This is a genomic window from Schaalia sp. (genome assembly GCF_050312375.1).
Lineage (GTDB): Bacteria > Actinomycetota > Actinomycetes > Actinomycetales > Actinomycetaceae > Pauljensenia > Pauljensenia hyovaginalis.
On sequence record NZ_JBNOYB010000054.1, the window covers coordinates 1 to 23155 of the forward strand.

General features: G+C 64.7%; 20 protein-coding genes. 7 read left to right on the top strand and 13 right to left on the bottom strand.

All coding sequences use genetic code 11. The annotated features are described in order from the left end of the window. Window positions 1-74 precede the first annotated feature (74 nt). From ACQY7V_RS04410 to ACQY7V_RS04425, 4 genes are all read right to left on the bottom strand, one after another. Complete coding sequence (locus tag ACQY7V_RS04410) at window positions 75-1118, bottom strand: autoinducer 2 ABC transporter substrate-binding protein (protein ID WP_154475658.1); 1044 nt, start codon at window positions 1116-1118, stop codon at window positions 75-77. Between the two features lie 212 nt (window positions 1119-1330). Then, the gene (rbsK, locus tag ACQY7V_RS04415; protein WP_428639082.1) at window positions 1331-2287 is read right to left on the bottom strand and encodes a ribokinase; all 957 of its coding nucleotides are present in this window, start codon (window positions 2285-2287) and stop codon (window positions 1331-1333) included. Window positions 2288-2512: 225 nt separating this feature from the next. Then, window positions 2513-3871, bottom strand: a complete 1359-nt coding sequence (locus tag ACQY7V_RS04420) for a Fic family protein (RefSeq protein WP_303843679.1) — start codon at window positions 3869-3871, stop codon at window positions 2513-2515. A 137-nt stretch (window positions 3872-4008) separates the two neighbouring features. Beyond that, window positions 4009-4632, bottom strand: a complete 624-nt coding sequence (locus ACQY7V_RS04425) for a 3'-5' exonuclease (RefSeq protein ID WP_428639084.1) — start codon at window positions 4630-4632, stop codon at window positions 4009-4011. 459 nt (window positions 4633-5091) lie between these two features. On the opposite strand from ACQY7V_RS04425, the gene ACQY7V_RS04430 reads away from it, so the two are divergent. Beyond that, on the top strand, window positions 5092-6423 hold the full coding sequence (locus ACQY7V_RS04430; protein WP_320836171.1) for a PLP-dependent aminotransferase family protein: 1332 nt from the start codon (window positions 5092-5094) through the stop codon (window positions 6421-6423). A 79-nt stretch (window positions 6424-6502) separates the two neighbouring features. Then, the gene (locus ACQY7V_RS04435) at window positions 6503-7498 is read left to right on the top strand and encodes a D-alanine--D-alanine ligase (RefSeq protein WP_320836172.1); all 996 of its coding nucleotides are present in this window, start codon (window positions 6503-6505) and stop codon (window positions 7496-7498) included. 342 nt (window positions 7499-7840) lie between these two features. Here ACQY7V_RS04435 and ACQY7V_RS04440 read toward each other — a convergent pair whose 3' ends face one another. The 9 genes from ACQY7V_RS04440 to rpmH form a co-directional block, all read right to left on the bottom strand. After that, window positions 7841-8470 carry an HAD family hydrolase gene (locus ACQY7V_RS04440; RefSeq protein WP_154476847.1) on the bottom strand — a complete coding sequence of 210 codons (630 nt, stop codon included), beginning with the start codon at window positions 8468-8470 and terminating at the stop codon, window positions 7841-7843. Window positions 8471-8620: 150 nt separating this feature from the next. Next, the gene (locus ACQY7V_RS04445; RefSeq protein ID WP_320836173.1) at window positions 8621-10075 is read right to left on the bottom strand and encodes a ParB/RepB/Spo0J family partition protein; all 1455 of its coding nucleotides are present in this window, start codon (window positions 10073-10075) and stop codon (window positions 8621-8623) included. Window positions 10076-12222: 2147 nt separating this feature from the next. Next, complete coding sequence (locus ACQY7V_RS04450; protein WP_320772239.1) at window positions 12223-13092, bottom strand: AAA family ATPase; 870 nt, start codon at window positions 13090-13092, stop codon at window positions 12223-12225. 128 nt (window positions 13093-13220) lie between these two features. Continuing rightward, window positions 13221-13886 carry a 16S rRNA (guanine(527)-N(7))-methyltransferase RsmG gene (rsmG, locus tag ACQY7V_RS04455; RefSeq protein WP_407826321.1) on the bottom strand — a complete coding sequence of 222 codons (666 nt, stop codon included), beginning with the start codon at window positions 13884-13886 and terminating at the stop codon, window positions 13221-13223. A gap of 29 nt (window positions 13887-13915) precedes the next feature. Then, complete coding sequence (locus tag ACQY7V_RS04460) at window positions 13916-14437, bottom strand: protein jag (protein WP_154475648.1); 522 nt, start codon at window positions 14435-14437, stop codon at window positions 13916-13918. 70 nt (window positions 14438-14507) lie between these two features. Beyond that, the gene (gene yidC, locus ACQY7V_RS04465; RefSeq protein WP_320836174.1) at window positions 14508-15848 is read right to left on the bottom strand and encodes a membrane protein insertase YidC; all 1341 of its coding nucleotides are present in this window, start codon (window positions 15846-15848) and stop codon (window positions 14508-14510) included. A gap of 10 nt (window positions 15849-15858) precedes the next feature. Continuing rightward, window positions 15859-16290 carry a membrane protein insertion efficiency factor YidD gene (yidD, locus tag ACQY7V_RS04470; protein ID WP_407826319.1) on the bottom strand — a complete coding sequence of 144 codons (432 nt, stop codon included), beginning with the start codon at window positions 16288-16290 and terminating at the stop codon, window positions 15859-15861. Window positions 16291-16298: 8 nt separating this feature from the next. Further along, window positions 16299-16652 carry a ribonuclease P protein component gene (gene rnpA / locus ACQY7V_RS04475; RefSeq protein ID WP_184451272.1) on the bottom strand — a complete coding sequence of 118 codons (354 nt, stop codon included), beginning with the start codon at window positions 16650-16652 and terminating at the stop codon, window positions 16299-16301. Between the two features lie 10 nt (window positions 16653-16662). Then, window positions 16663-16803 (bottom strand): 50S ribosomal protein L34, encoded by a 141-nt coding sequence (gene rpmH, locus ACQY7V_RS04480; RefSeq protein WP_009212821.1) that lies wholly within the window; start codon window positions 16801-16803, stop codon window positions 16663-16665. A gap of 462 nt (window positions 16804-17265) precedes the next feature. On the opposite strand from rpmH, the gene dnaA reads away from it, so the two are divergent. The 5 genes from dnaA to ACQY7V_RS04505 form a co-directional block, all read left to right on the top strand. Next, a complete protein-coding gene (dnaA, locus tag ACQY7V_RS04485; protein WP_321083195.1) occupies window positions 17266-18753 on the top strand; it encodes a chromosomal replication initiator protein DnaA in 1488 nt (495 codons plus the stop codon). A gap of 442 nt (window positions 18754-19195) precedes the next feature. Next, on the top strand, window positions 19196-20332 hold the full coding sequence (gene dnaN / locus ACQY7V_RS04490) for a DNA polymerase III subunit beta (protein WP_154475640.1): 1137 nt from the start codon (window positions 19196-19198) through the stop codon (window positions 20330-20332). 2 nt (window positions 20333-20334) lie between these two features. After that, complete coding sequence (gene recF / locus ACQY7V_RS04495; RefSeq protein ID WP_428639090.1) at window positions 20335-21519, top strand: DNA replication/repair protein RecF; 1185 nt, start codon at window positions 20335-20337, stop codon at window positions 21517-21519. Next, entirely contained in the window at window positions 21516-22256 is a 741-nt protein-coding gene (locus ACQY7V_RS04500) for a DUF721 domain-containing protein (protein WP_428639092.1), read from the top strand. The genes recF and ACQY7V_RS04500 overlap by 4 nt, the downstream gene beginning before the upstream one ends. Before the next feature lie 219 nt (window positions 22257-22475). Beyond that, a partial coding sequence (locus tag ACQY7V_RS04505; protein ID WP_428639094.1) for an ATP-binding protein occupies window positions 22476-23155 on the top strand: 680 nt, incomplete at its 3' end.

Genomic DNA, 23155 nt, shown 5'->3' on the forward strand with positions numbered 1-23155 from the left:
GTCTCGTACGAGGGCGCGACCCGATATGCGGAATGCCGGGGGCGCCGGAGCGGGCCGGCGCCCCCGGTGATTCGTCAGAAGCCGAAGCTCGAGACGTTCTCCTTGGTGATCTGGATCCAGCCGTCGCCCTCGAGGACCTTCTTGGAGCCCTCGGCGAAGTGCATGACGTAGCCCTTGGGGCCGAGGTCGATGCCGTCTTCGATCTTCTCGCCGTTGAGGATCTTGGTGGCGAGCGAGGCCATCGCGTAGCCCGCATCGGCCGGATCCCACAGGGTCAGGGCCGCGACGAGGCCCTTGTCGAGGATCTCCTTGTTGGCTTCGGGCATGCCGGTGCCGGCGGTGAAGACCTTGCCCTGGAGGCCGAGTTCATCGATCGCGCGGGCGACACCGGGGGCGTCGAAGGAGGAGGTGCCGAGGATGCCGGTGACCTCGGGGTACTTCTTGAGGACCTCCTTGGCGACCTGGTAGGCGGTCTCGCCGTTGTCCTGGGATTCGACGCGGGGCTCGGCCTCGAGGAGGGTCATGTTCGGGTAGGCCTCCTTCTGGCGGGCGACGGCGCCGTCGGCCCATTCGTTGTGGGAGGCGTTGGTGACGTGGCCGACCATCGTCGTGTAGGTGCCCTTCTCTCCCATGGCGGCGGCGAGGTTGTCCATGATGAAGGCGCCGTACTTGGCGTTGTTGAAGGCTTCGATGTCGTACATCGTGTTCTCCTGCGAGGCGCCCTCGTGGGTGACGACGACGATGCCGGCGTCCATGGCCTCCTTGAGGACGGGCTCGATGGCGCCCGGGTCGACGGGGACGACGCCGATCGCGTCGACGCCCTGTGCGATGAGGTCCTGGATGACCTGGGCCTGCATGGTCGCGTCGGTCTCGGCGGGGCCCTTCTGGAAGACATTGAGTCCGGTTTCTTCAGCGTACTTCTGGACGCCGGTCTCCATGCGGACGAACCAGGGGTTGGTGGCGTCCTTCGGGACGATCGCGATGGTGTAGTCCTTCGAGGACGAGTCGGCGGCGCCCGATGAGGCGGTGTCGCTCGAGGCGCTGCCGCCGGAGCAGGCTGTCAGCGCCAGAGCGGAAGCGAAAACGATTGCACTTGCGGCCGCGAAGCGGGACTTCATGATGACTCCTTGTGTTTTCACATCGACATTGATGAGGCTCGCGCGCTCTCGCGGAGGAGAACGCGATCGCTTCCCGGGGGACTCCTCAGTCCCCTTCGGAAGCGGAAGACCGATTCCTGAGCGGGAACTCACGTTTCGGTTTCACGAACACAGATGAGATTAGGACGCGCGTCACTTCATGTCGAGCATCCGCGCCCTTCGTTGTGCAATCGTTACCAATCGCGTTTCATCGCGGATTCAGCGAGCACCGCGTCCCGTTCGAGGAGCCAGGCGCGGAATTCGGCGGCCGTCGGATAGGACTTCTGAGTCCCCCGAGCCGTCACCGAACGGGCGGCGTAGGCGTTCGCGAGCCGCAGCCCCTCGCCGACCTCGAAGCCCTCCGACAGGCAGTGCGCGAAGCAGCCGATGAAGGCGTCGCCCGCGCCCGTGGTGTCGACGGCCCGAGCCGGGAACTGGTCGAGTCGGAGATCATCGCCCTCGGCGCTGAGCCACAGCACCCCGCGCGCACCGAGCGTCACGATCACATTCGGGCAGCCCGACTCCAGCAGGCGATGCGCCGCCGCCCGCACCTCCTCGTCAGTCGAGGTCGGCATGCCCGTGAGCAGCTCGAGCTCGGTCTCATTGGGCATGACATAGGTGCATTTCGCGGCGAGTTCAAGATCGAGCTCCCTCGAAGCGGGCGCCGGATTGAGCAGCACGGGCACGCCCAGCCGCTCCCCCAGGCCGATCGCCGCAGCGACGGTCTCCAGACGGATCTCCAGCTGGCACACGATCAAGGAGGTCGTCGCGACTGCGTCGGCCGCCGCATCGACGTCCTCGGGCGAAAGGCCGTTGTTCGCGCCCTTGACGATGATGATGCGATTATGCGATTCGGGATCGACGAAGATCGGCGCGACTCCGGAGGTGCCCGGCACCTGTTTGACGTGCGCGGTGTCGATGCCGTTCGCCCTGTAGTTCTCGATGTAGGCCTGACCGAAGGAGTCATCGCCCACGCAGGTCACCATGACGACTTCGGTCCCCAGGCGCGCCGCGGCGACCGCCTGGTTCGAGCCCTTCCCCCCGAAGCCGATCTCGAAGTCCGGGGCCTCGATGGTCTCGCCCTCGACCGGCATGCGCGTGATGTAGGTGATGAGGTCGGTGTTGTTCGAACCGATGACGGCGATGCTCATGGGTCGTCCCTTCTCGAAGCGGTGCGCGGGTGCCGGCACGAGGATGGTCTCGCAGTCGGGCTTCTTCGCCCGCGCTTCGCACCTCGCCGTGCTCTTCGTCGGCCCTTCGCCGACAGGCGCCGTGCGACGATCGTAACGCAATCGATTGCACTCTGTCAGCCCCTCCTGCACGCTCTTTCATGAACGCGCCCGGCAGTCGCGGCTCAGTCCCGTCGGCCTTCGCCCCTACCTCGACCGCCCCTTGATCCGATCCGCGAGGTCGTCGACCGGGAACCACGTGACGCTCCGCCCCCGCCGAGCGCTCAGGAGGAAGCCGCGCGACTCGAGGTCCTGAAGGTCGGTGCGCGCGGTCTGCTTGACGACCCCCTGGGTCGCGCTGTGCTGGGCGACCGTCATGCAGCCCCCGGGATCCCGCATGAACGATTCGAGGACGGCGATCTGCCGGTGGTTGAGATCCGTTGCGCGAAGCGCACGGCCGAGGGTCGTCAGGCTCCGCGTCTTCGAGGCGAGATAGGCGTCGAGCTCTTCGATCGCGCGCATGAGGAATCGCGCATGCTCGAGGAGGAAGTGCGTGAGGTCGCCCTCGTCCTGCTCGGTGAGGAGGAACGTCCTCGCGTACTTCGCCGGGGCGGCGCGGAAGAGGCGTGAAAGGGAGAGGAATTCCGCGAGGAAGAACCCCTGGTGGAGCATCGACCAGTAGAAGACGGCCCGAGAGGTGCGCCCGTTGCCGTCTGCGAAGTAGTGGTCGTACCCCATCATGAAGTGCAGGGCCACGGCGCGGATGAGGGGTGGCACGTAGCCGGTATCCGCACTCTTTTCGGAGTTGGCGAAGGCGCAGAGCGCGCTCATGCGCTCCTCGAGTTCCTCGGCGGGCGGAGGGACGTGGAGCACCTGCTCGTTCGCGATGTCGCCGTAGATCCTCACGCGCTCCTCGCCGGGAGCCTGCATGCGTCCGGCCTCGGAAGGATCGTCGAGGGTTCCTTCGGTGACCCTCCGGTGGATCTCCATGATGAGTTCGGGACTCAGGGGCTCATCCTTGAGCTCGATGATCCTTAGCATGGCGAGATAGTTGTTGACGATCATCCGCTCGGAGCGATTCGTCGGGGTCCTGCCCTCGCGCAGCATCCTTTTGGCGACGACGCGGGAGGTCGATGCGCCTTCGAGCTGCGACGAGGTGACGGCCTCCTCCATGAGCGAGCTCACGAGGTAACGGTTCCGCGTAGTCGGATTCGTCACCGGCTCGGGGAGTTCGATCTGCCCCTTCGTGCGCGCGGTGATCTCCTCGAGGAGTTCGAGGAGCGGATCGGGGAGGTTGAAGGAGAGCGGGGTTCCGCTCGTAAGGCGCAGCGGAAGCGGCCGTGCAGTTTCTTCCCGCTTCCAACGGACCGCGGTCCACCACTCCTCCCGCGTGAAGCCGCTTGGCGGCTCATGCCGGAAGAACCACTCCCACGGGTGGTATTCGCGATCCTTGACGAGTTCGGGACGCGTGACCAGGTCGAGCATCCGTTGTGGACTCGCTTCGGACATGAGGAGTCGCCGTTTGAGTACGCCCAAAGGCGCGGGCGGCGGCACTGGTGTCTTCATCGGTCGCGCACCTCCTCAACTGCTAACAACTGCTAATTTAGCCTAAAATAGCAGTTGCTAGCAGCTCTCCACTTTTGGGATTCCTCATCTTCGCCAGCCGTCGGACTGACGCAACATTCACCCTTCGCGGTGGCCGCTCACCGTGCAGCGATCATGCGCTGCAATGCAGCGACGATGAGGGCGCATGCCTCCGCGTCGGAGTCGGCGCGGTGGTGGTCGAGGCGGAATTCGGGCGCGCACGCCCTCGTCACCGTGGGAAGCTTGTAATTCTCGAGCCCCGGCAGGATCCTGCGCGCGGTCCTGTAGGAGCAGTAGAAGCGCGAAGGATGCGTGCGCGTACCGAAGTGCCCGTCGAGATCGGCCCAAACCCTGGAATCGAACGAGGAGTTGTGCGCCCACACGGGTGCGTCGCCCACGAACTCCGCGATCCTCGGCGCGATCTGCGACCACATCGGCGCCTCGCGGACATGCGTCGGTCCGATGCCGTGCAGGTAAGTGAACTCGAAGCGATCCCATCCCGGAGGCGGTTTGATGAGCGTCGCGGCCCGGTCGACGATCCTCCCCTCCTCCACTTTCACCAAGGCGATCTGGCAGGCCGAGACCCCGCCCTTCCGATTGGCGGTTTCGAAGTCGACGGCGACGAACTCGTTCGCAAGGAAGTCGGGGCCGTCCGGGATGAGGGACGAGGGCGAGGCGCCCCGGCGGAGGGGACGCGAATCGCCGCAGCGGCCGATCGACCGGAACCCACCCGCACTGCTCATCGTCTCTCCTCTTCCCCGCCGCCCGCACGCTTCGGCGCGCCGGATCAGCGGAATCGCTCGCTCCGGAGGTTCCTCAGCGTTCATCTGAGGGCACCATCCACTCATCATTCCACCCTGGGAGCTTTGAATGCAGTGCGGAGGCGGCGACAAGTCGGACACAGGCAAGAAGGTGTGCGAGCGTAAGCCCAGGTCAGCATGATCCCTCTTTCAAAACCGGACTGTCAGCGTCCGACTTGTCGCCCCGTTCCCATGGACGGCGGGACCGCGCGCAGAGGCACAGCCCGCAATCCGCGCCCGGCGCGGAGCGATGCGGCTCTTCAGCGTGAGTGGTGGCACACTTAGGCTGAGTGTCGCCCGTATCGCGCATCCGCGTCGGGGCCCGTCCTCGGCGGCCGCCCTCCCGGCGAACACGAAGACTCTGCCACCGTGGCAGAGCACGATTGAGTAGAGGAAGGTCCAGTGAGCACTTCAGCGAATCCGGACGGCAATCAGCAGGGGAATCGACTCGACCCGTGGTTCAACGCCTACGCTGAACGAGCTCACAACCTGCGAGCTTCCGAGATCCGCGCACTCTTCTCCGTCGTCTCCCGCCCCGAGGTCGTCTCCCTCGCCGGCGGCATGCCGAACCTCGAGGACCTCCCCCTCGATCGTCTGGCCGAGTCCGCGAAGAAGCTCATCGCGACCGACGGCGCCAAGGCCATGCAGTACGGCTCGGGCCAGGGCTGGGAGGTCCTGCGCGAACGCATCACCGAGGTCATGAGCTACGACGGCATCGTCGGCGCCGACCCCGACGATGTGGTCATCACGACGGGTTCGCAGCAGGCCCTCGACCTCATGACCGAGCTCTTCGTCGACCCGGGCGACGTCATCCTCGCAGAGGCGCCCTCGTACGTGGGCGCCCTCGGAGTCTTCCGCGCCCGACAGGCCGATGTCGTCCACGTCCCCATGGACGAGAACGGACTCATCCCCGAGGCCCTCGAACAGACCATCAAGGACGTCCGCGCCTCCGGCCGGACCATCAAGATGCTCTACACGATCCCGAACTTCCACAACCCGGCGGGCGTCACCCTCTCACTCGAGCGACGCCCCCTCATCGCCGAGATCTGCATGCGCGAGCACGTCCTCATCCTCGAGGACAACCCCTACGGCCTTCTCGGCTTCCATTCGGACCCTCTCCCGGCGATCAAGTCCTTCTCGCCCGAGGGCGTCGTCTACCTCGGCTCCTTTTCGAAGATGTTCGCCCCGGGATTCCGCATCGGCTGGGCCTACGCGCCCCACGCGATTCGCGACAAGCTCGTCCTCGCCTCCGAGTCGGCGATCCTCTCGCCCTCGATGGTCGGCCAGATGGCGATCGCCGGATACCTCACAGACTACGACTGGTATTCGCAGGTCAAGGCCTTCCGCGCCATGTACGCCGAACGCGCTCAAGCGATGCTCGGTGCCCTCGAGGAGTACATGCCGGATTGCACGTGGACGACGCCCGACGGCGGTTTCTACACCTGGGTGACGCTTCCCGAGGGCCTCGATGCGAAGTCGATGCTCCCGCGCGCCGTCCGCGCGCAGGTCGCCTACGTCGCCGGCACCGCCTTCTTCTACGACGGTCAGGGCGGGGATCATATGCGCCTGTCCTTCTGCTATCCGACCCCCGAACGGATCCGCGAGGGCATTCGTCGCCTGTCCACCGTCGTCAACGCGGAGAAGGAACTCGTCGACATGTTCGGCGCAGGTTTCCACAAGCGCGACATCGACGAGGTCGGACCGGGCATCGCACCGGCTCCGAACGCTCTGTGACCCCTATCCGACGCTCATCCAAGGCCGATTCGAATCGCCTCGCCGGGCATCAGCCCGCTGAGGGAACAAGGAGAAACCCGTGAAATCGAAGGTCCTCATCATCGCCGGCGGTCTCACCCACGAGCGCGACGTCTCCGTCCGTTCGGGTCGTCGGGTGGCCAACGCCCTTGCCCAGGCCGGCTACGAAGTCCGCCTCGCGGACCTCGACCAGCAGCTCACCGCCACTATCGAGTCCTTCTCCCCCGATGTGATCTGGCCGCTCGTCCACGGTTCGATCGGCGAGGACGGCTCCCTCCAGACCCTCCTGGAGGCCCTCGACGTCCCCTTCGTCGGTTCCAGCTCGGTTCAGGCCAAGCTCGCCTCGAACAAGCCGACCGCGAAGGCCCTCATCGGAGCCGCGGGCTTGGCGACTCCGGGGTGGGCGGCGCTCCCCCAGGTGCTCTTCCGTCAGCTCGGAGCCGCTCCGGTGCTCGATGCCATCGAGTCTCAGACCGTCTTCCCCGTCGTCATCAAGCCGACGGACGGCGGTTCCGCCCTCGGCCTGTCGACCGTCGCCGATGCGACTGAGCTGCGCTCGGCCATGGTCGACGCCTTCGCCTACGGCGAGCACATCATGATCGAGCAGTTCATCGAGGGGCGTGACATCGCTGTTTCGGTGATCGATCTGGAGGACGGCCCCGTGGCCCTTCCTCCGGTTGAGATCGCGACGGATGGGGGCCGTTACGACTACGCCGCGCGCTATACGACTGATGCGACCGAGTACTTCGTGCCCGCGCGCCTCTCCGAGGAGCAGCTCGATGCGCTGCGCCAGGCGGCGATCGAGGCTCACACGATTCTCGGCCTGCGCGACTTGTCGCGCATGGATTTCGTGGTGGACGCCGAGGGCGAGTGCTGGTTCATCGATGCGAACGTCATGCCGGGCATGACAGACACCTCCCTGCTTCCGCAGGCCGCCGAGGCTTCGGAGTCCTTCGCTCGTCTGTGCTGCCGCATCGTGGATTTCGTCGCCGCTGGCCGCCCGGTTGATGAAGATCGACTTGACGGGGATCTCGTGGACGAGGGCGACAACGCCTGAGTGCTTCTTGAGTGCGGGGTCCGCCCGAAGGGCGGGCCCCGTTCTGTTTCTACGCGAGCACGGGCGATTCTCCTCAGGCGGAGGCGAGGCTCCTTCATGCGCGGGCAGCGCCCCTTAGACGCGGGTGGCTCTCCTCAGATGCGGGCAGTTTTCCTCGGGTGGGGCAGTTTTCCTCGGGCGCAGGCAGCGCCCCTCGATGACTCAGCAGGAGCGTGCAAAGGGCCGACTCCGTGCTGAGGAGCAGCCGACGATGAAGGTGCGCTCAAGCGCATGAGAAGGAGTTTTCGGAGAGGTGCTACTCCCGGAGAGGCGATGGGGAGCGGAAAGCTCGCGAACCCCTATTCAGGCCAGGATGCCGAGGTCTTTCAAGTCCTCGCGCGCCTGGGCGGCACCGGTCCACAAGATGCCGTGAATGCCGAGGAGTTGGGCTGCTCGGATGTTCTTCTTCCTGTCGTCGAAGAAGATGACGTCCGCGGGATCGACCTCGAACGCCTCAAGGGACTCGCGGTAGATCTGACGGTGCGGCTTGCATGAACCCGCGTCGCAGGAGAAGACGAAACTGGTGAAGCTCTTCGCCCATGAGGCGCGTCGAATCTGATCGGCGATGGGCCGGGGCGCGTTTGAGAGGATCCCCAGGCGCGCACCGGCTTGAGCGAGTTCGTCGATGAGCGCTACGGCTTCAGGATCGGCATCGTGCATCCGCATCGAATCGTGTTCGACGAGCTTGGCCAGCACCTCATCGCTGACCTGGGGTTGACCGCAGTCCCCCGAGACCCTGTCCCAGAAGTCCCGGTCGCTCGCTCCCGCGTCATAGGCATCGCGGTTCGCCCACATCGCCTGATCAACGAGGGAGACCAGTTCAGACGAGCCGTCGCCGATGAGTTCTGCGATGTAGGCGGGGTCGGGGTGCGAATTGACGAGGACGCCGCCCACGTCGAAGAGGACAGGCCGTGCCAGCGGTTCGACTACCATCGCGCCACCCTCCTCTTCGAACTCCGGGATTGAGACCATTCTCCTTCGTCCCACTAGGTCGGACCACTTTAGTGTCCTATTGCACGAGGACGAAACGCCCATGTCGAGCCTCGGTTGTTCCCGTCGTTGATGGAAACGGTTTCGGGTGTTTCAGCCCTGGCGCGCAATGAGGTCCTTGATCCGTTCGAGGTCCTCCTGGCCGGCGAACTCGATGATGATCTTGCCCTTCTTCGCACCTTCAGTGATCGTCACTCGCGTCTCATACAGATTCTCCAGTGCGGAGACGACTGATTCGCCGAGCGGTGAGACGACCGGGACGCGAGGAGTGCGCGTTCTCGAAACGGACTTCACTCGACCGAGACGCACGAGTTCTTCGGTCGTGCGCACCGAGAGGCCTTCAGCGACGATCCGTTCAGCGAGCATCTCCATCTCCTGAGCCGTCCCCAAGGACAGCAGGGCCCTGGCATGGCCGGCGGAAATCACTTGAGCCGCCACCTTCTTCTGCACCGCGGGCGGAAGCTTGAGCAGGCGCAGCGTGTTGGCGATCTGCGGACGCGAGCGCGCAATCCTCTTCGCAAGCTGCTCTTGTGTTGCACCGAAATCAGCCATGAGCTGCTGGTATGCGGAGGCCTCTTCGAGCGGATTGAGCTGTGCTCGATGAAGGTTTTCCAGCAGCGCATCGCGAAGCAGGTCCTCATCCTCGGTCTGTCGAATGATCGCCGGAACACTATCGAAGCCGGCCAACTCCGATGCGCGGAGGCGCCGTTCACCCATGATGAGTTCGAAACGCGCATTCGGCTTCCCATCCATGTACTCCACGAGACGAGGAGAGTGCTCGGCGTCGAAGTCGATCGGTCGCACGACGATTGGCTGGAGCACTCCTACTTCGCGGATCGAATCACGCAGCTCTGCAAGATCATCCTCATCGAAGACCTCGCGCGGCTGCCGCGCATTCGGGACGATGTAATCGATCGGAATGTCAGCGAAGGTCGCACCCGGGACGGGCAGAAGATCCTGCGATGTTTCACGTGAAACATCGACATCGGGGCTTGAGTGCTCCCGATTGTTCTCAGCGAGTTCATTCGATGGAGACGAGAGACGCGCGCTGGGCTTGTGCGAGTCGGCAAGTGCAGCCGCTGTCGTCCCCGATTCGGACGAAGATTCCAGCTTTCGACCTGAAGGAGTCGTCGACGAGGAATGCGCCGACGAGCCGTTCCTTCTTCCATGCGTCGCTTGCTCATCAAGCGATGAAGAAACGGATGAGGCATCCTTCCCGTCCATTCCTCGGTCATTCGCATTCGCACTCTTCGCATCGGAACGAGCAGCGCTCGACGACTTGGCAGACTTTCGAGCTTTCGACGTGCTTGATGACTTGGGAATGAGCAAGTCCTTCGCGGAACCGCCGCGCGCTCGTGCGCGCGCACCCGAGGGTCGACCGGGAAAGAGAACGTCGAGGGGGTCCGCGGCTAATCCTGAAGCCGCAACAGAGCCGTCATCATTGGTCACCTGTGAAGGAATCAATGCGCCAAGGCCCCTGCCCAAAGCTGCATGCTTCGTGGCGGCTCTTCCGGAACCAGCGCGATTGCTCTTCTCGTTCACCATCATGACCTCCATCAATCTCGTCCCATTGTTTCACGTGAAACAGTCTCGCGGCATCCCGCGAAGGCGTCCTGTGCATGACCGGTGTCAGATGTTCGCAGTCGGGAGCAGGAGCGGCAGCGAATGCAGTTCGATTGCGCCTCTCAAAAGCTCAAGCTGAGCGGAAGGGTTGAGCGCCGCGGAGAAGGAGGTTGCACCTTGAGGACGGCTTCAACTACCGCCTGGGGAACGGAGTGCGGAGATCGCGATGAGGAGCTGAATTCAGAAGAATCATGGAGTGATCTCCACGTGCTGATTCAGGCAGGCGGAGGGATATTCAGCGGTGCTGAATACGACTTTTACGGTGAGAACCACGTTCGGAGTTGAGAAGCATACCCGGAGTCGATCACTCCTACCCGGAATTGAGAACCGTACCCGGAGTGGAGAAGCATGGGCGGGTGAGAACGATGCACATCCCCTGACATTGGTACTCCGGCCGAAGAAGACACTCCGAAACGAGTAGTCGAAACAACACCAGATGAAGTACTGCGACGCACCGAATGCACCCGGACTGCCGACATGCGCCGAAACTCCGATTCGCCCAGAGCACATGAGAAACAACCGGACTCTGCGGAACACTCTCCTGGAAGTTCACACACACAAGAGGCTGAGCAGAAGCGCCAGATCTCCAAATGGCTAAGAAGACCCATCGATGCACAAGTCAGACTCAAGGGCGAACATGACGAGTCGACGGTCTGACGGCTGAAGGCTGAAAGGCTGCGCCGATACGCCTGCACCTCCTTCCAAATGGCCAGACCGGGATGGGATAGATCGCCACCTCCGCCCGAGGTCTTCACACCTCAGGTCTTCACGCCTCAAGTCTCCACACCTCAGGTCTCCACACCTCAGGTCTCCACCCTCATCCACCCTCAGGTCTCCACTGATGAGTGGACCATGTTTCACGTGAAACATTGAAGTCCATCGAGATCGGACTTCATCGAGCATCAGAATCCGGCGGGCATCGGCTTTCAGCGAAGATCAGAATCCAACGGAGTGCCTTCCGGCGTTGAGAGGAGTCCGCAAATTGGAGAGCGCAGTCGGCTCGTAAGCCGATGATTCATCCACTTCACATGGCAAATCCGCCATGGCGAAGAATGCGAGCACGCCGAAGAAGGCAGGCATGGCAAAAGCACCCATGGCGCGAGAGCGCTACGGCGAAGAAGCAACCCGTCATAGAGCAAAAGCATCCACAGCGTAAGAGGGGCCAAGGCAGGAGAACAAGCGCAGCGGGAATGGGACCACGGCACGGAAACACTCACAGTAGGGAACGACCGCGCCGAGTGAACAACCACGCAGAGAACGACCACAGCGAGTGAGCAGCCGACAGCAGCAGCGCATACCGGCCCGACCCGAAGTGGCGACCCCTGTCGAAACATCCATCGCCGTGAAGCATCCATCACCGCGAAACAGCGGACGCAGCCGAGTCGTAGTCATACGGAGACTCCGGCCGTGGCGAAGCGCCGATCGCGCCGAATCAGCGACATACCGCCTTCCTCCCCATCCCCCGGCGATGGAGAGATGGGAGGGCGAGCTGCAAGTCGTCAATCACATGAACTGGACTTCAGATTCTCAAGCTCGCATCACTTTTCACCTCTCACACGCTCGTCCACCGCCGCCGAGCATCAACCATCCCGCTTCAGTTCGCGCATGCGAAGGACGACCCTACATAACCGATGCCCACTCAATGTTTCACGTGAAACATCACGGTGGCCCGAGGAGCAGGCAGCCACCCTCGGATAGTCCTCATCACACACGGTGAAGGACTCAAGGAGCCCCTGAAGCAAAGGAGGCCAAGAGTGCTGACTTCTCCTCACAGCATGAATGACAGTGATGTCTTTTCGCACCTCAGAGGCAATAAAGCAGCTCAGCTCCTTCGAAATCGCACGACACGCGCCGTTCTTCTGACTGAGACGTCCGGAGCAAGACGATCACCGCGCCGATCACTCCCCCTTCCCTCCGAATACGAGAAACCAGGTCGCCCGAGGATGCTCGCACGAGAGTGCGAAAACCGAGAGACCAAGAGAGCGGAAGACCGAAAGACCGAGAGCTCGAAACCCGAGAGGACAGGGGCCCGCATCCCTGCACCCCAGTTCCCAGGCCCCAGCCCCGACCGCTCAAGAACGAGCGAGACGAAGACTCAGTTCCAGCGCCGCCTTCCGGTAGGCGAGGGCTCCGCTGTTCCGAGGATCATAAGTGATGACCGACTGCCCGTATGAGGGCGCCTCCGACACGCGCACCGAACGGGGGATCACTGTCTCCAAGGTGAGATCCGCGAAATGCGCGCGTACCTCGGCCTCCACCTCTTCGCTCAATCGCGTCCTGCGATCAGACATCGTGAGCAGCATGGTCGAAACGTGAAGGCGGGGGTTGAGATCGCGTCGGATGCGATCGATCGTCGACCACAGCTGGCTGAGGCCCTCGAGCGCGTAGTACTCCGTCTGGATCGGGATGAGGACCTCGTCCGCAGCGACCATCACATTCAAAGTGACGAGTCCGAGCGACGGCGGGCAATCGATGAGGACGACATCGATATCGCGGACGAGCGCGAGGAACTCCTTCACCGCCTCGGCGAGGCGGAACTCGCGTCGCGGAAGATCGACCAATTCGATCTCTGCTCCCGAAAGATCGATGGTCGCAGGGCACACGAGAAGCCCTTCGACATCCGGGCAGGGCACGAGGACCTGCGACAGCTGCTCTCCGCCGATGAGAACGTCATAGGTCGAGGGCGTTCCGGGCGAATGCTCAATACCCAGTGCCGAAGAGGCATTCCCCTGGGCGTCCGCATCGATGACCAGAACCTTGAGACCGCCCACGGCCAAAGCAGCGGCGAGGTTGACCGTCGAGGTGGTCTTGCCCACTCCGCCCTTCTGATTCGCAACGGCGATCACCCGGGTACGCGATGGGCGTCCGAACACGGCGTCCTCGAGAAGGCGCCGATCGCGCATGTTCTGCTCCATCTGGGACAGGAGCGGAGTCGAATCCATGCCAGACAATTCCACGCTCAAAGGATCACCTTCCATCTCACAGCCCGTCCAGTCTACGAGGATCACCGGCCATGTGCGGTCGGGCGCACCCGGTGGCCGACGAACGAAGAAAGCGGAGGAGCGGAGACCTACTTCGTCCGCTTGCACACGACGACGAAGGTCGACTCCTCCTCCATGATCGAGGGAACCTCGTGGATCTTCGCAGCGAGGTGATGACTCTTGAGCTCGCGTGCAGCCTCATCCACTTCGAGGGGCGCACGGCGTCCCTTGAGCGCCACCAGCGAACCGCCCGGCGCGATGAGCTTCGTCGTCATGCGGATCAGCTTCGACATGTTCGCCACCGCTCGGGCGGTGACCACGTCGGCTCGGCCCTTGCCCCGCAGCTCCTCGGCACGCGCCTGGTGCAGGGTGACATTGTCCAGACCGATCTCCTCGATCACATCGGAGAGCCACTCGCAGCGCCGCGCCATCGGCTCCGCGAGGTGGACGTCCAGGTCCGGACGGCAGATCGCAATAATGATCCCGGGCAGGCCCGCGCCCGAACCGATGTCGAGGACCTGCCCCGACCTCGGCAGGAAAGGAAGGACGGCTGCGGAATTCACGGCATGACGCGACCAGAGCCGCTCCATTTCGCGGGGCCCCACGAGTCCTCGGATCTCACCCTCCTCCTCGAGCATGCGGACGAAATGCTCGACATCTGCGAAGGAGGATCCGAAGAACTCGCGCACCTCATCCGTCGGCTGCTCGGGAGCGAAGGGATCGCCCACCCGGCGCCCCTTCGCTTCCGCAGCCACGGCATCCGCGGCCGGTCCCGTCCCCGTGCTCACGCCTCTTCGGCTTCCTCTTCACCGGGCTCTTCGGACACGAGGATCACCACGCGACGGTGGGGCTCGACGCCTTCGGATTCGGAGACGAAGCCCTCGCGGGCCACGACGTCATGGCAGACCTTGCGCTCGAAGGGATTCATCGGATCGAGGCGCTGCGACTCGCCGGTCGCGCGCAAGCGGGCGATCGCCTCCATCGTGATCTCCTGGAGCTCGGACTTGCGTTCCGCCCTGAAGCCGGCGATGTCGAGCATGAGGCGCGAACGTTCGCCGGTCTCGGTCTGGACGGCGAGGCGCGTGAGCTCCTGGAGGGCATCGAGGACATCCCCGTCCTCTCCGACGAGGCGCTCGAGGGCGGAGGGGTCCTCTGAAACGATCTCGACGCTGGCCCTTCCGTTCTCGACGTCGATCTCGATATCACCGTCGAGGTCGGCGATGTCGAGGAGCTCCTCGAGGTAGTCGGCAGCGAGCTCGCCTTCTTCTTCGAGGCGCGTCAGCTTGTCCTTCTGATTGTCGGTCATCTAGGTCTCCCGAATTCGAATTGGGTTGAGGTCTTGAGGCGACGGACTTCTCAGCCCCGTCGCGAGTGGCTCACTCGCCCCTGTTCTTGCGCTGCTCCCTGCGGGCGCGTCGGCGCTCCTGGCGACGGCGCTCGAGCTCTTCGGCGCTCTGAACGGGGCTCTGCGCGGCCGCCTGCTTGCGGGCTTCGCGTGCTCGCTGGCGCTCGGCCTCGGCGAGTCGCTCTTCGCGGGACAGCTTCTTGTGCTGCTCGCGCCTGGCCTGCTGGGTGCGGCGCTCCTCGGCCTTGGCGGTGGCCTCCTTGACGCCGCGCATCCACATTTCGTCGGGAAGGGTGGTCCACTCCTGCAGGGCGAGGTTGCGCAGCACCGAGACCTTGTCCCCGGCCGTCATCGACTCGGGGAAGTCGGTGGCGACCTTCTGGCCCTTGGCGCGCTTGGCCGCTTCTTCGAAGGTCTTCTCGTTGAGGGCGACGACGCCCGGATCCTCCGCCGAGGAGGGCAGGCCCGCCCGGGCGAGGTCGTAGTCGGCGAAGAAGGGCTTGGCCCATTCGGTGTACTTCGCGTAGCGCTTGGCGACGAGCTCCTTGTACGCCGGGGCGCCGGGCGTCGGCATGACCTTGATGGTCCAGTAGGACTGGCCGATCGCCCAGACGGAACCGGTGATCATGTAGACGAGGACGCCCATCTGGAAGAAGGCTCCGGAGAAGAGGTACATGAGCGGCATCATGTAGAGCATCGTCTTCTGCGACTGGACGAGCGGGTTGTTCGGATCGACGGCCGGGGGCATGTTCTTCACCATCGACATCCGCATGGAGTAGAACATGAGCGCCATCATGATGACGATGAAGAGGACGAAGACGATGACCGCCGCGGTCCCGTCCCCGGAGGTGATCGTGTGCGAGAGGCGCACCCCGAAGACGGTGGAGGCGTCGATCGAGCTCGCGACCTCCTGGTCGATCGGACCGAGGTGATCGGTCTCGATGTCGGCGTACTTGTAGGTGCCCGCGGCGAGATCCTTGATCGCGTAGATCGCACGGTACATCGCGAAGAGGATCGGCATCTGGACGAGGACGGGGAGGCAGGAGGCGAAGGGGCTCACCTTGTACTTCCTGTACAGGGCCTGGGTCTCCTCGGCCTGCTTCTGGCGGGACAGCTGATCCTTCTTGCCCTTGTACTTGGCCTGAATGCGCTGCATCTCGGGCTGGACGGCCTGCATCGCCCGCGAGCTCTTGATCTGCTTGAGGAAGAGGGGCACGATCGCGATGCGCACGATGAGCGTGAGGAGGACGATCGAGATCACCCAGGCGACGCCTGAACCGGACTCGAATCCGAGCAGGACGAGTAAGTCGTGGATCTTCACCCAGACCCACGCCACAGCCACGGCGAAGGGGTGAAGGATCTTGTCGAACATGCGTGCTCCTTCAAGCAGTTCGGGCGCGGCGTGCGCCCTGTGATCGTCCGGCATTCGCCGGGGGGTTTTCGGGGACGAGGGCGGCACCCGCATTCTCGCCCAGGAGGGATTCGAGCCCCATCGGTGTGGGCCTGACGATGTCGGTCGCATTGCCCGCCCAGTCCTCGGGGGGCATCCACGGCTCCGGCTTCCATCGACCCTTGGGCGGCACGTGGTCGACGCCGCCCAGGCTCCAGGGGTTGCACCTGAGGAGTCGCCACGTCCCGAGGATGATCCCCTTGATCGGCCCGTGAACCTCAATGGCTTCCATCGCGTAGGTCGAGCAGCTCGGCGCGTAGCGGCATCGCGGAGCGATCATCGGTGAGACGAATCGACGATAGAGGCGGATCGGGAGGATGAGCACCCACCGGACCGGCCTGCGAATGACCTCGATGATTCGCACCGGGGCGCTCATTTCGATTCCCAGCGCTTCCAGGCACGGGCGAGCGCCGAATCCAGGTGGGCGCCCAGTTCCGAGGCGCTGCGGCCGAATGCTCTTCCGCTCGCTCTGACGACGATGCGGCCGCCCTCGGGAATGGAATCGAGGCGATCGCGCATGAGGTGTCGGAGCTGCCTTTTCACCCGGTTGCGTCCCGTCGCCCTTTTGATCTCCCGCTTAGGCACGACGAAACCGACGAGGCGGTCATTGCGCTCCTCGTCGGTTCGTGCGTGGACGATCAGGATCTGATCCCCGGCTCGCGCTCCTTGCCGGAACGTCCGTCGGAAATCCTCGGGATCGACCATCCGGTGTGCGCGAGGCAGCACCAGCGCAGTCTCAGGCGGACAGCTTGGCGCGGCCCTTGCGGCGGCGGGCGGCCAGAATGGCGCGGCCGGCGCGGGTGCTCATGCGAAGACGGAAGCCGTGCGTCTTCGAGCGACGACGGTTGTTCGGCTGGTAGGTCCGCTTGGTGGTCACTGCAGTTCTCCTCGGCGGGAGCGGGCCGACAACTCCCGCTCATCGTTCATGTGGTGGCGACCCCACCGCGATTGCTTCGCGCAGGAGTCGATGGCGCGCCCGCCGAAACGGGCACAGACGAAGAATCAGGTTAGAAGGCCGAAGAACGCGAGTCAATGCCATTCGTCCCGCTGTGACGAAACCCCCGTATTCACACCTGTGGAATTCTCTGTGGGTCGAGCTCGTCCACAGCTGTGAATCCCTGCGCGTCATCCACAGGCCTGTGGAATTCCATCTTTCGGCTTCACCGCGCAGCGCCGCCCGTGTAACTACACAAATGTCATTCGCGCACTTCCTTCCACAGTTTCATCCCCAAGCTGTGAATTACGCTGGGGACGGCTACAGTGACAGAGGATCGAATGGTGCGGAAGTCCCTCCATTCGGTGATCGACATCACGCACAGAAGCACCTTGAGGACGGACCGTGGAGACGACATCACTGGACGCTGCCTGGCAGCGGGCTCTCGACACCATTTCCACAGATCACCTCGGCCCCGCGGCCTCGACCTATCTGCGCTCCGCCAAGCCCCTCGGCGACATCGAGGGCACGATCCTGCTCGCGGTCCCCTCCGATTTCACGAAGACGTGGATCGAATCCAAGGCGAGTACCGAGGTCGCGGGCGCTCTTTCAGCGACACTCGGACGCGAGATCCGCATCGCCATCACCGTCGATCCCGCGCTCGCCGCGAGCCTCGACGAGGACGAGGACGACTCCGAGCACTCGAGCGCGCACCCCGAGGAGCGCGCCGAGCAGCGGGACCGCGCCGCCCACGACGAGCGCCCTGCGCCGACGCCCCAGCGAACCCCGGCCCACTCGGAACAGCGTCGGACGAGCTCCCCCTCTCCCGCATTCGACGGAGCGCAGACCCGGCTCAACCCGAAGTACACCTTCGACACCTTCGTCATCGGCCCGTCGAACCGCTTCGCGCACGCGGCCGCCCTCGCCGCCTCCGAATCCCCGGGCACCACCTTCAATCCGCTGTTCATCTACGGCGACTCCGGCCTGGGCAAGACGCACCTCCTCCACGCGATCGGCCACTACGCGATCTCGCTCTACCCCAAGCTCAAGGTGCGCTACGTGAACTCCGAGGAGTTCACGAACGAATTCATCAACGCGATCCGCCTCAACAAGACCGACAATTCCCAGGTCGAGGCCTTCCACAGGCGATACCGCGAACTCGACATCCTCCTCATCGACGACATCCAGTTCATCGGCGATAAGGAGCAGACCATGGAGGGCTTCTTCCACACCTTCAACGCGCTCTACGAGGCCGATAAGCAGATCGTCGTGACCTCGGACGTACACCCGAACTACCTCAACGGCTTCGAAGAGCGCCTGACCTCGCGCTTCGGTTCCGGACTCCTCGTCGACGTCCAGCCGCCGGACCTCGAGACCCGCATCGCGATCCTTCAGAAGAAAGCGGCGACGGACGCCCTCGAGATCCAGCCGGAGGTCTTCGAGTTCATCGCTTCGAGGATCTCCTCGAACATCCGGGAGCTCGAGGGCGCCCTCGTCCGCGTCGTCGCCTACGCGAACCTGACGAAGGAGAGGGTCGACATCTCCCTCGCGGAGATGATGCTCAAGGACTACGTCTCCGATCCCGATGACAACGAGATCACGATCTCGCTCATCATGGGCCAATGCGCGGCCTACTTCGGGGTGACGATCGACCAGCTCTGCTCGACCGACCGTTCGCGCAACGTCGTCGAGGCCCGTCAGATCGCGATGTACCTGTGCAGGGAGCTCACCGACCTGTCCTTGCCGAAGATCGGGCAGGCCTTCGGCCGCGACCACACGACCGTCATCCACGCGAACAAGAAGATCCTCGCCCAGATGAAGGAGAAGCGAGAGACCTTCAACCACGTTTCGGAGCTCACGAACCGGATCAAGAAGGCCGCGCGGGGCTCCTAAAGCGCCTCACGCCCTCGAATCACATCTTTTCCGCCCCGTTCACAATCCCTGTGAGCAGTGCGGTGGATCCGCGTCCTCAGCCTGGGGATCCGAGCGGAGCGTCTGTGAACATCGCGAAATGACACGTTCGGCCGTCCACAGCTCCTCGTGACGGATCCCCATCCTCATCCCCGGAAGCGTGAACACCGCTGAACGGCACCAGCACGTGGAAAAACCGTCGTTTCCACAGAATCCACACCCCTGATGATGACAAGATTCTTGTCATTTCGAATGACGCCGGATCGCCGACATCAGCCCCCGCGCCCCGAATGACGTGAGCCCGGGGCCCGCTCTTCCCGGGGATTCGCATCGCGCCTCCGCCCCGACGAGTGATCGAGTAACGTTCGCCCGCTCGGGAAGGTAGAGTGAGACGGCGTATTGTCATATCTTCACGGAGGCCGGAATGAAGTTCACCGTCGCCCGCGATGTCCTCGCCGAGGCAGTGTCCTGGACCGCCAGGGCCCTTCCCGTGCGTCCGGCCAGCCCGATCCTCGCCGGCGTGCGCATACACGCCGCCGCTGAAGAGCTCCACCTCTCCTCCTTCGACTACGAGGTATCGGCGAACTCCACGATCCCGGCGACCGTCGAAGAACCCGGTGACGTCCTCGTCTCCGGCAGGCTCCTCGCGGACATCTCCAAGTCCCTGCCGTCCAAGCCGGTGACCTTCGAACTCGACGGCCAGAAGGTCAACCTCACCTGCGGTTCCTCGCGCTTCATGCTCGCCGTCATGCCGATCGACGAATACCCCTTGCTGCCCGCGCAGCCCGAGACCGCCGGCGCCATCGATTCGCAGGTCCTCGCTCAGGCCGTCACCCAGGTGTCGATCGCCGCATCGAAGGACGACACCCTTCCGCTGCTCACCGGCGTGAGGATCGAAATCGACGGCGGACGCATGACCCTGCTCGCGACCGACCGCTACCGCCTCGCGATGCGCGAACTCGAATGGGAACCCGCCGATCCTTCGATCGAGCAGATCGCCCTGGTCAAGGCGCGCATCCTCCAAGACGTCGCGAAGTCGATGACCTCGGGCGCGAAGGTCGAGCTCGGCGTCTCCACCGAGAACCAGCCCGGCGCCTCCTCCCTCATCGGCTTCACCGCCGCGGGCCGCCGCACGACCTCGACCCTGATGGACGGCGACTACCCGCCGGTGCGCAGGCTCTTCCCCGACTCCACGCCGATTCAGGCGGTGTGCGATCGTCACGCCCTGCTCGAAGCCGTCAAGCGCATGGCCCTCGTCGCCGAGCGCAAGACCTCCGTCCGACTGTCCTTCACCGAAGGGCGCCTCGTCCTCGAAGCCGGTCAGGGCGAGAACGCGCAGGCACTCGAAGCGATCGAGGCGACCCTGTTCGGCGAGGAGATCGCCACGGCCTTCAACCCGCAGTTCCTCCTCGACGGCCTGGCCGTCATGGACACGGACTACGTCCGCTTCGGCTTCACGCACCCGAACAAGCCGGCCGTCATGACCGGGCAGACGAAGGCCGATGAGGGCGAGATCTCGACCTTCCGCTACCTCCTCATGCCGATTCGCTTCGGCGTCTGAGGATGCGGGTCTCGCACCTCGCGCTCGACGACTTCCGTTCCTGGCATCACCTGGTCCTCGAGCTGCCCGAGGGGCCGACCGTGCTCCTCGGCGCGAACGGCCAGGGGAAGACGAATCTCGTCGAGGCGATCGCGTACCTGTCGACCTTCTCCTCCCATCGCGTGGGCGCCGACTCGGCGCTCGTCCGCATCCCCATCGACGAGGGCGAAGAGGCGCCCAGGGGCGCCTTCGTCAGAGTGAAGACCGTCGGAGCCGAAGGCCGTGAGAAGGTCCTCGAGCTCGAGATCGTCCGCGGGAAGGCGAACCGCGCGAGGATCAATCGCGCGAACGCCAAACCCAAGGATCTGCTCGGACTGGTCCGGACCGTCGTCTTCGCGCCCGAGGACCTCCAACTCGTTCGGGGAGAACCGGGCGCGCGCAGGGCCCTGCTCGACGACCTCGCGATCCAGATGCGCCCCCTCTTCGCCCAGACGCGCAGCGAGTTCGATCGTGTGGCGCGCCAGCGTGCGGCCCTCATGAAGCAGGCGCAGGCGGCGATCCGCAGGGGCCGTGAACCCGAACTGTCGACGATCGAGATCTGGGATGAGAGCTTCGCGCGACTGTCGGCGGAGGTCACGGCCGCCCGCTACCGGGCGACGAGGATGCTCGCCGGACCGGCCGCGCGCGCCTACGAGGACATCGCCGATTCGCCGCGCGCCCTCTCCCTCGCCTTCGACGCCTCGGTCGACCGGGTGATCGGCACGAGCCGGGACGATCCGGGAAGCGGCGACCTGGAGGACGTCGAGGCGCAGACCCGCAGGCTGCTCGCCGCGCTGGCCGGAATGCGCGAGCAGGAGACGATCCGGGGCGTGAACCTCGTGGGGGCGCATCGCGACGACCTCAGCCTGGTCCTCGGGCACATGCCGGTCAAGGGCTTCGCGAGTCACGGCGAATCCTGGTCGGTGGCGCTGGCCCTGCGGCTCGGATCCTTCGACCTTCTGCGCGAGGAGGGGGAGACGCCGATCCTCATCCTCGATGACGTCTTCGCCGAGCTCGACGCGAAGCGGCGCACGGGACTGGCCGCGCGCGTCGATGCGGCCGATCAGGTGCTCATCACGGCCGCGGTCGAGGCGGACATCCCCGCCGAGCTGGTCGCGCACGTCATCCCCGTCGCCTGGACCCCCGAGGGCGGATCGGTCGCCTCATGAGCGCGATCGCCTCCTCATGGTCGCAACCCCCTTCCGCCGGGGAGGGGGCGGGTCGCGGTGCGGATCGGGGCGCGACCACCGAGGAGTACCTCGCCCGCGCGCTCGCCCGCGCCCAGCGGGTCGCCCGGGCCAAGGGGTACGTCCGCACCACGGCGCCCACATGGGGGTTGGAGGAATCGAGGCCGAGCCTGGGCGACTTGCGAGGGGCCTCCGAGGAGACGGCCCTCGATGTCGAGGGCCGCTCCGATCCGGCGGGGGAGGGGGCGCCGAGTGCCCCGGCGGGCGATGCGCAGGGCGATCTGCTCGCCCTCGAACGCGCGAGGATCCGGGCGCGCTCGAAATGGGCGAAGGCGCCCGGTCTTGCCGCGATGCGCCTCAACTACCGGCCGGCGGGACGCATCGACCAGGTCCTCCACGCGATGATCGCGAAGAACCACTGGGACACGCCCACGAAGATGGGCTCCATCATGGCGAAGTGGCCGCAGATCGTCGGGCCCGATGTGGCCGAGCATTCAACGGTCGAGGCCTTCGAGGACCACGCGCTCATCGTCAGGTGCTCCTCGACGGCGTGGGCGAAGCAGCTCCACCTGCTGCTTCAGACGATCGAACGGCGCATCGACGAGGAGGTCGGCCCGGGGGTCGTTCAGCAGGTCATCATCCGGGGCCCGGTCGCGCCCTCGTGGCGCAAGGGTCCCCTGTCGGTCAAGGGCCGGGGTCCCCGAGACACCTACGGGTGAGGGGGAGCGGCGGGAGCATCGGCGAGGGGATCGGCGCCATTCGCCCTCCTTCGATCCGCAATCCCCGGGGTGTCCCTGCTCACAGCGGCATCCTCCCAGGTCGCATGGGGTGTGAGATGGCCCTGCCGACCGGGTGCGAGCCCTGTTGAATGGCCGTTCTTGCTAGAATCGATGGGGTGAATATTCGGGTGAACAGCCCGAATGGATGAGGGGAGCCGCGTGGCTGACAACGAGAAGACGACGAATGGTTCCGAAAGCTACGGCGCTTCGGACATCACCGTTCTCGAGGGCCTGGAGGCCGTCCGCAAGCGTCCGGGCATGTACATCGGCTCGACCGGCGAACGCGGCCTGCACCACCTGGTCTACGAAGTCGTCGACAACTCCGTCGATGAGGCGCTCGCCGGCTACGCGAGCCACATCGAGGTGACGATCCTCGCCGACGGCGGCATCCGCGTCATCGACGACGGGCGGGGCATCCCCGTCGATCTGCACCCGACCGAGGGCAAGCCGACCGTCGAGGTCGTCATGACGATCCTCCACGCCGGCGGCAAGTTCGGCGGCGGCGGCTACGCGGTCTCCGGCGGCCTGCACGGTGTGGGTATCTCCGTTGTTAACGCGCTTTCGACCAAGGTCGAAACCGAGGTGCGCCGCCAGGGCTACAAGTGGCACATCAGCTACGCCAACGGCGGCCACACCGTCAAGCCCCTCACCCGCGGGGAGGCCACCGACGAAACCGGCACCACCCAGACCTTCTACCCCGACCCCGAAATCTTCGAAACCGTCGAATTCGATTTCGAGACCCTGCGCGCCCGTTTCCAGCAGATGGCCTTCCTGAACAAGGGCCTGACCATCCAGCTCACCGACGAACGCGAGCTGCACGAGGGGGATGAAGTCACCGG

What these genes read in the sequence shown, in the direction of transcription:
- ACQY7V_RS04410 (WP_154475658.1), bottom strand. Translation starts at nt 1,118, where the DNA reads ATGAAGTCCCGCTTCGCGGCCGCAAGTGCAATCGTTTTCGCTTCCGCT.
- rbsK (WP_428639082.1), bottom strand. Translation starts at nt 2,287, where the DNA reads ATGAGCATCGCCGTCATCGGTTCGAACAACACCGACCTCATCACCTAC.
- ACQY7V_RS04420 (WP_303843679.1), bottom strand. Translation starts at nt 3,871, where the DNA reads ATGAAGACACCAGTGCCGCCGCCCGCGCCTTTGGGCGTACTCAAACGG.
- ACQY7V_RS04425 (WP_428639084.1), bottom strand. Translation starts at nt 4,632, where the DNA reads ATGAGCAGTGCGGGTGGGTTCCGGTCGATCGGCCGCTGCGGCGATTCG.
- ACQY7V_RS04440 (WP_154476847.1), bottom strand. Translation starts at nt 8,470, where the DNA reads ATGGTAGTCGAACCGCTGGCACGGCCTGTCCTCTTCGACGTGGGCGGC.
- ACQY7V_RS04445 (WP_320836173.1), bottom strand. Translation starts at nt 10,075, where the DNA reads ATGATGGTGAACGAGAAGAGCAATCGCGCTGGTTCCGGAAGAGCCGCC.
- ACQY7V_RS04450 (WP_320772239.1), bottom strand. Translation starts at nt 13,092, where the DNA reads ATGGATTCGACTCCGCTCCTGTCCCAGATGGAGCAGAACATGCGCGAT.
- ACQY7V_RS04460 (WP_154475648.1), bottom strand. Translation starts at nt 14,437, where the DNA reads ATGACCGACAATCAGAAGGACAAGCTGACGCGCCTCGAAGAAGAAGGC.
- yidC (WP_320836174.1), bottom strand. Translation starts at nt 15,848, where the DNA reads ATGTTCGACAAGATCCTTCACCCCTTCGCCGTGGCTGTGGCGTGGGTC.
- dnaN (WP_154475640.1), top strand. Translation starts at nt 19,196, where the DNA reads ATGAAGTTCACCGTCGCCCGCGATGTCCTCGCCGAGGCAGTGTCCTGG.
- recF (WP_428639090.1), top strand. Translation starts at nt 20,335, where the DNA reads ATGCGGGTCTCGCACCTCGCGCTCGACGACTTCCGTTCCTGGCATCAC.
- ACQY7V_RS04500 (WP_428639092.1), top strand. Translation starts at nt 21,516, where the DNA reads ATGAGCGCGATCGCCTCCTCATGGTCGCAACCCCCTTCCGCCGGGGAG.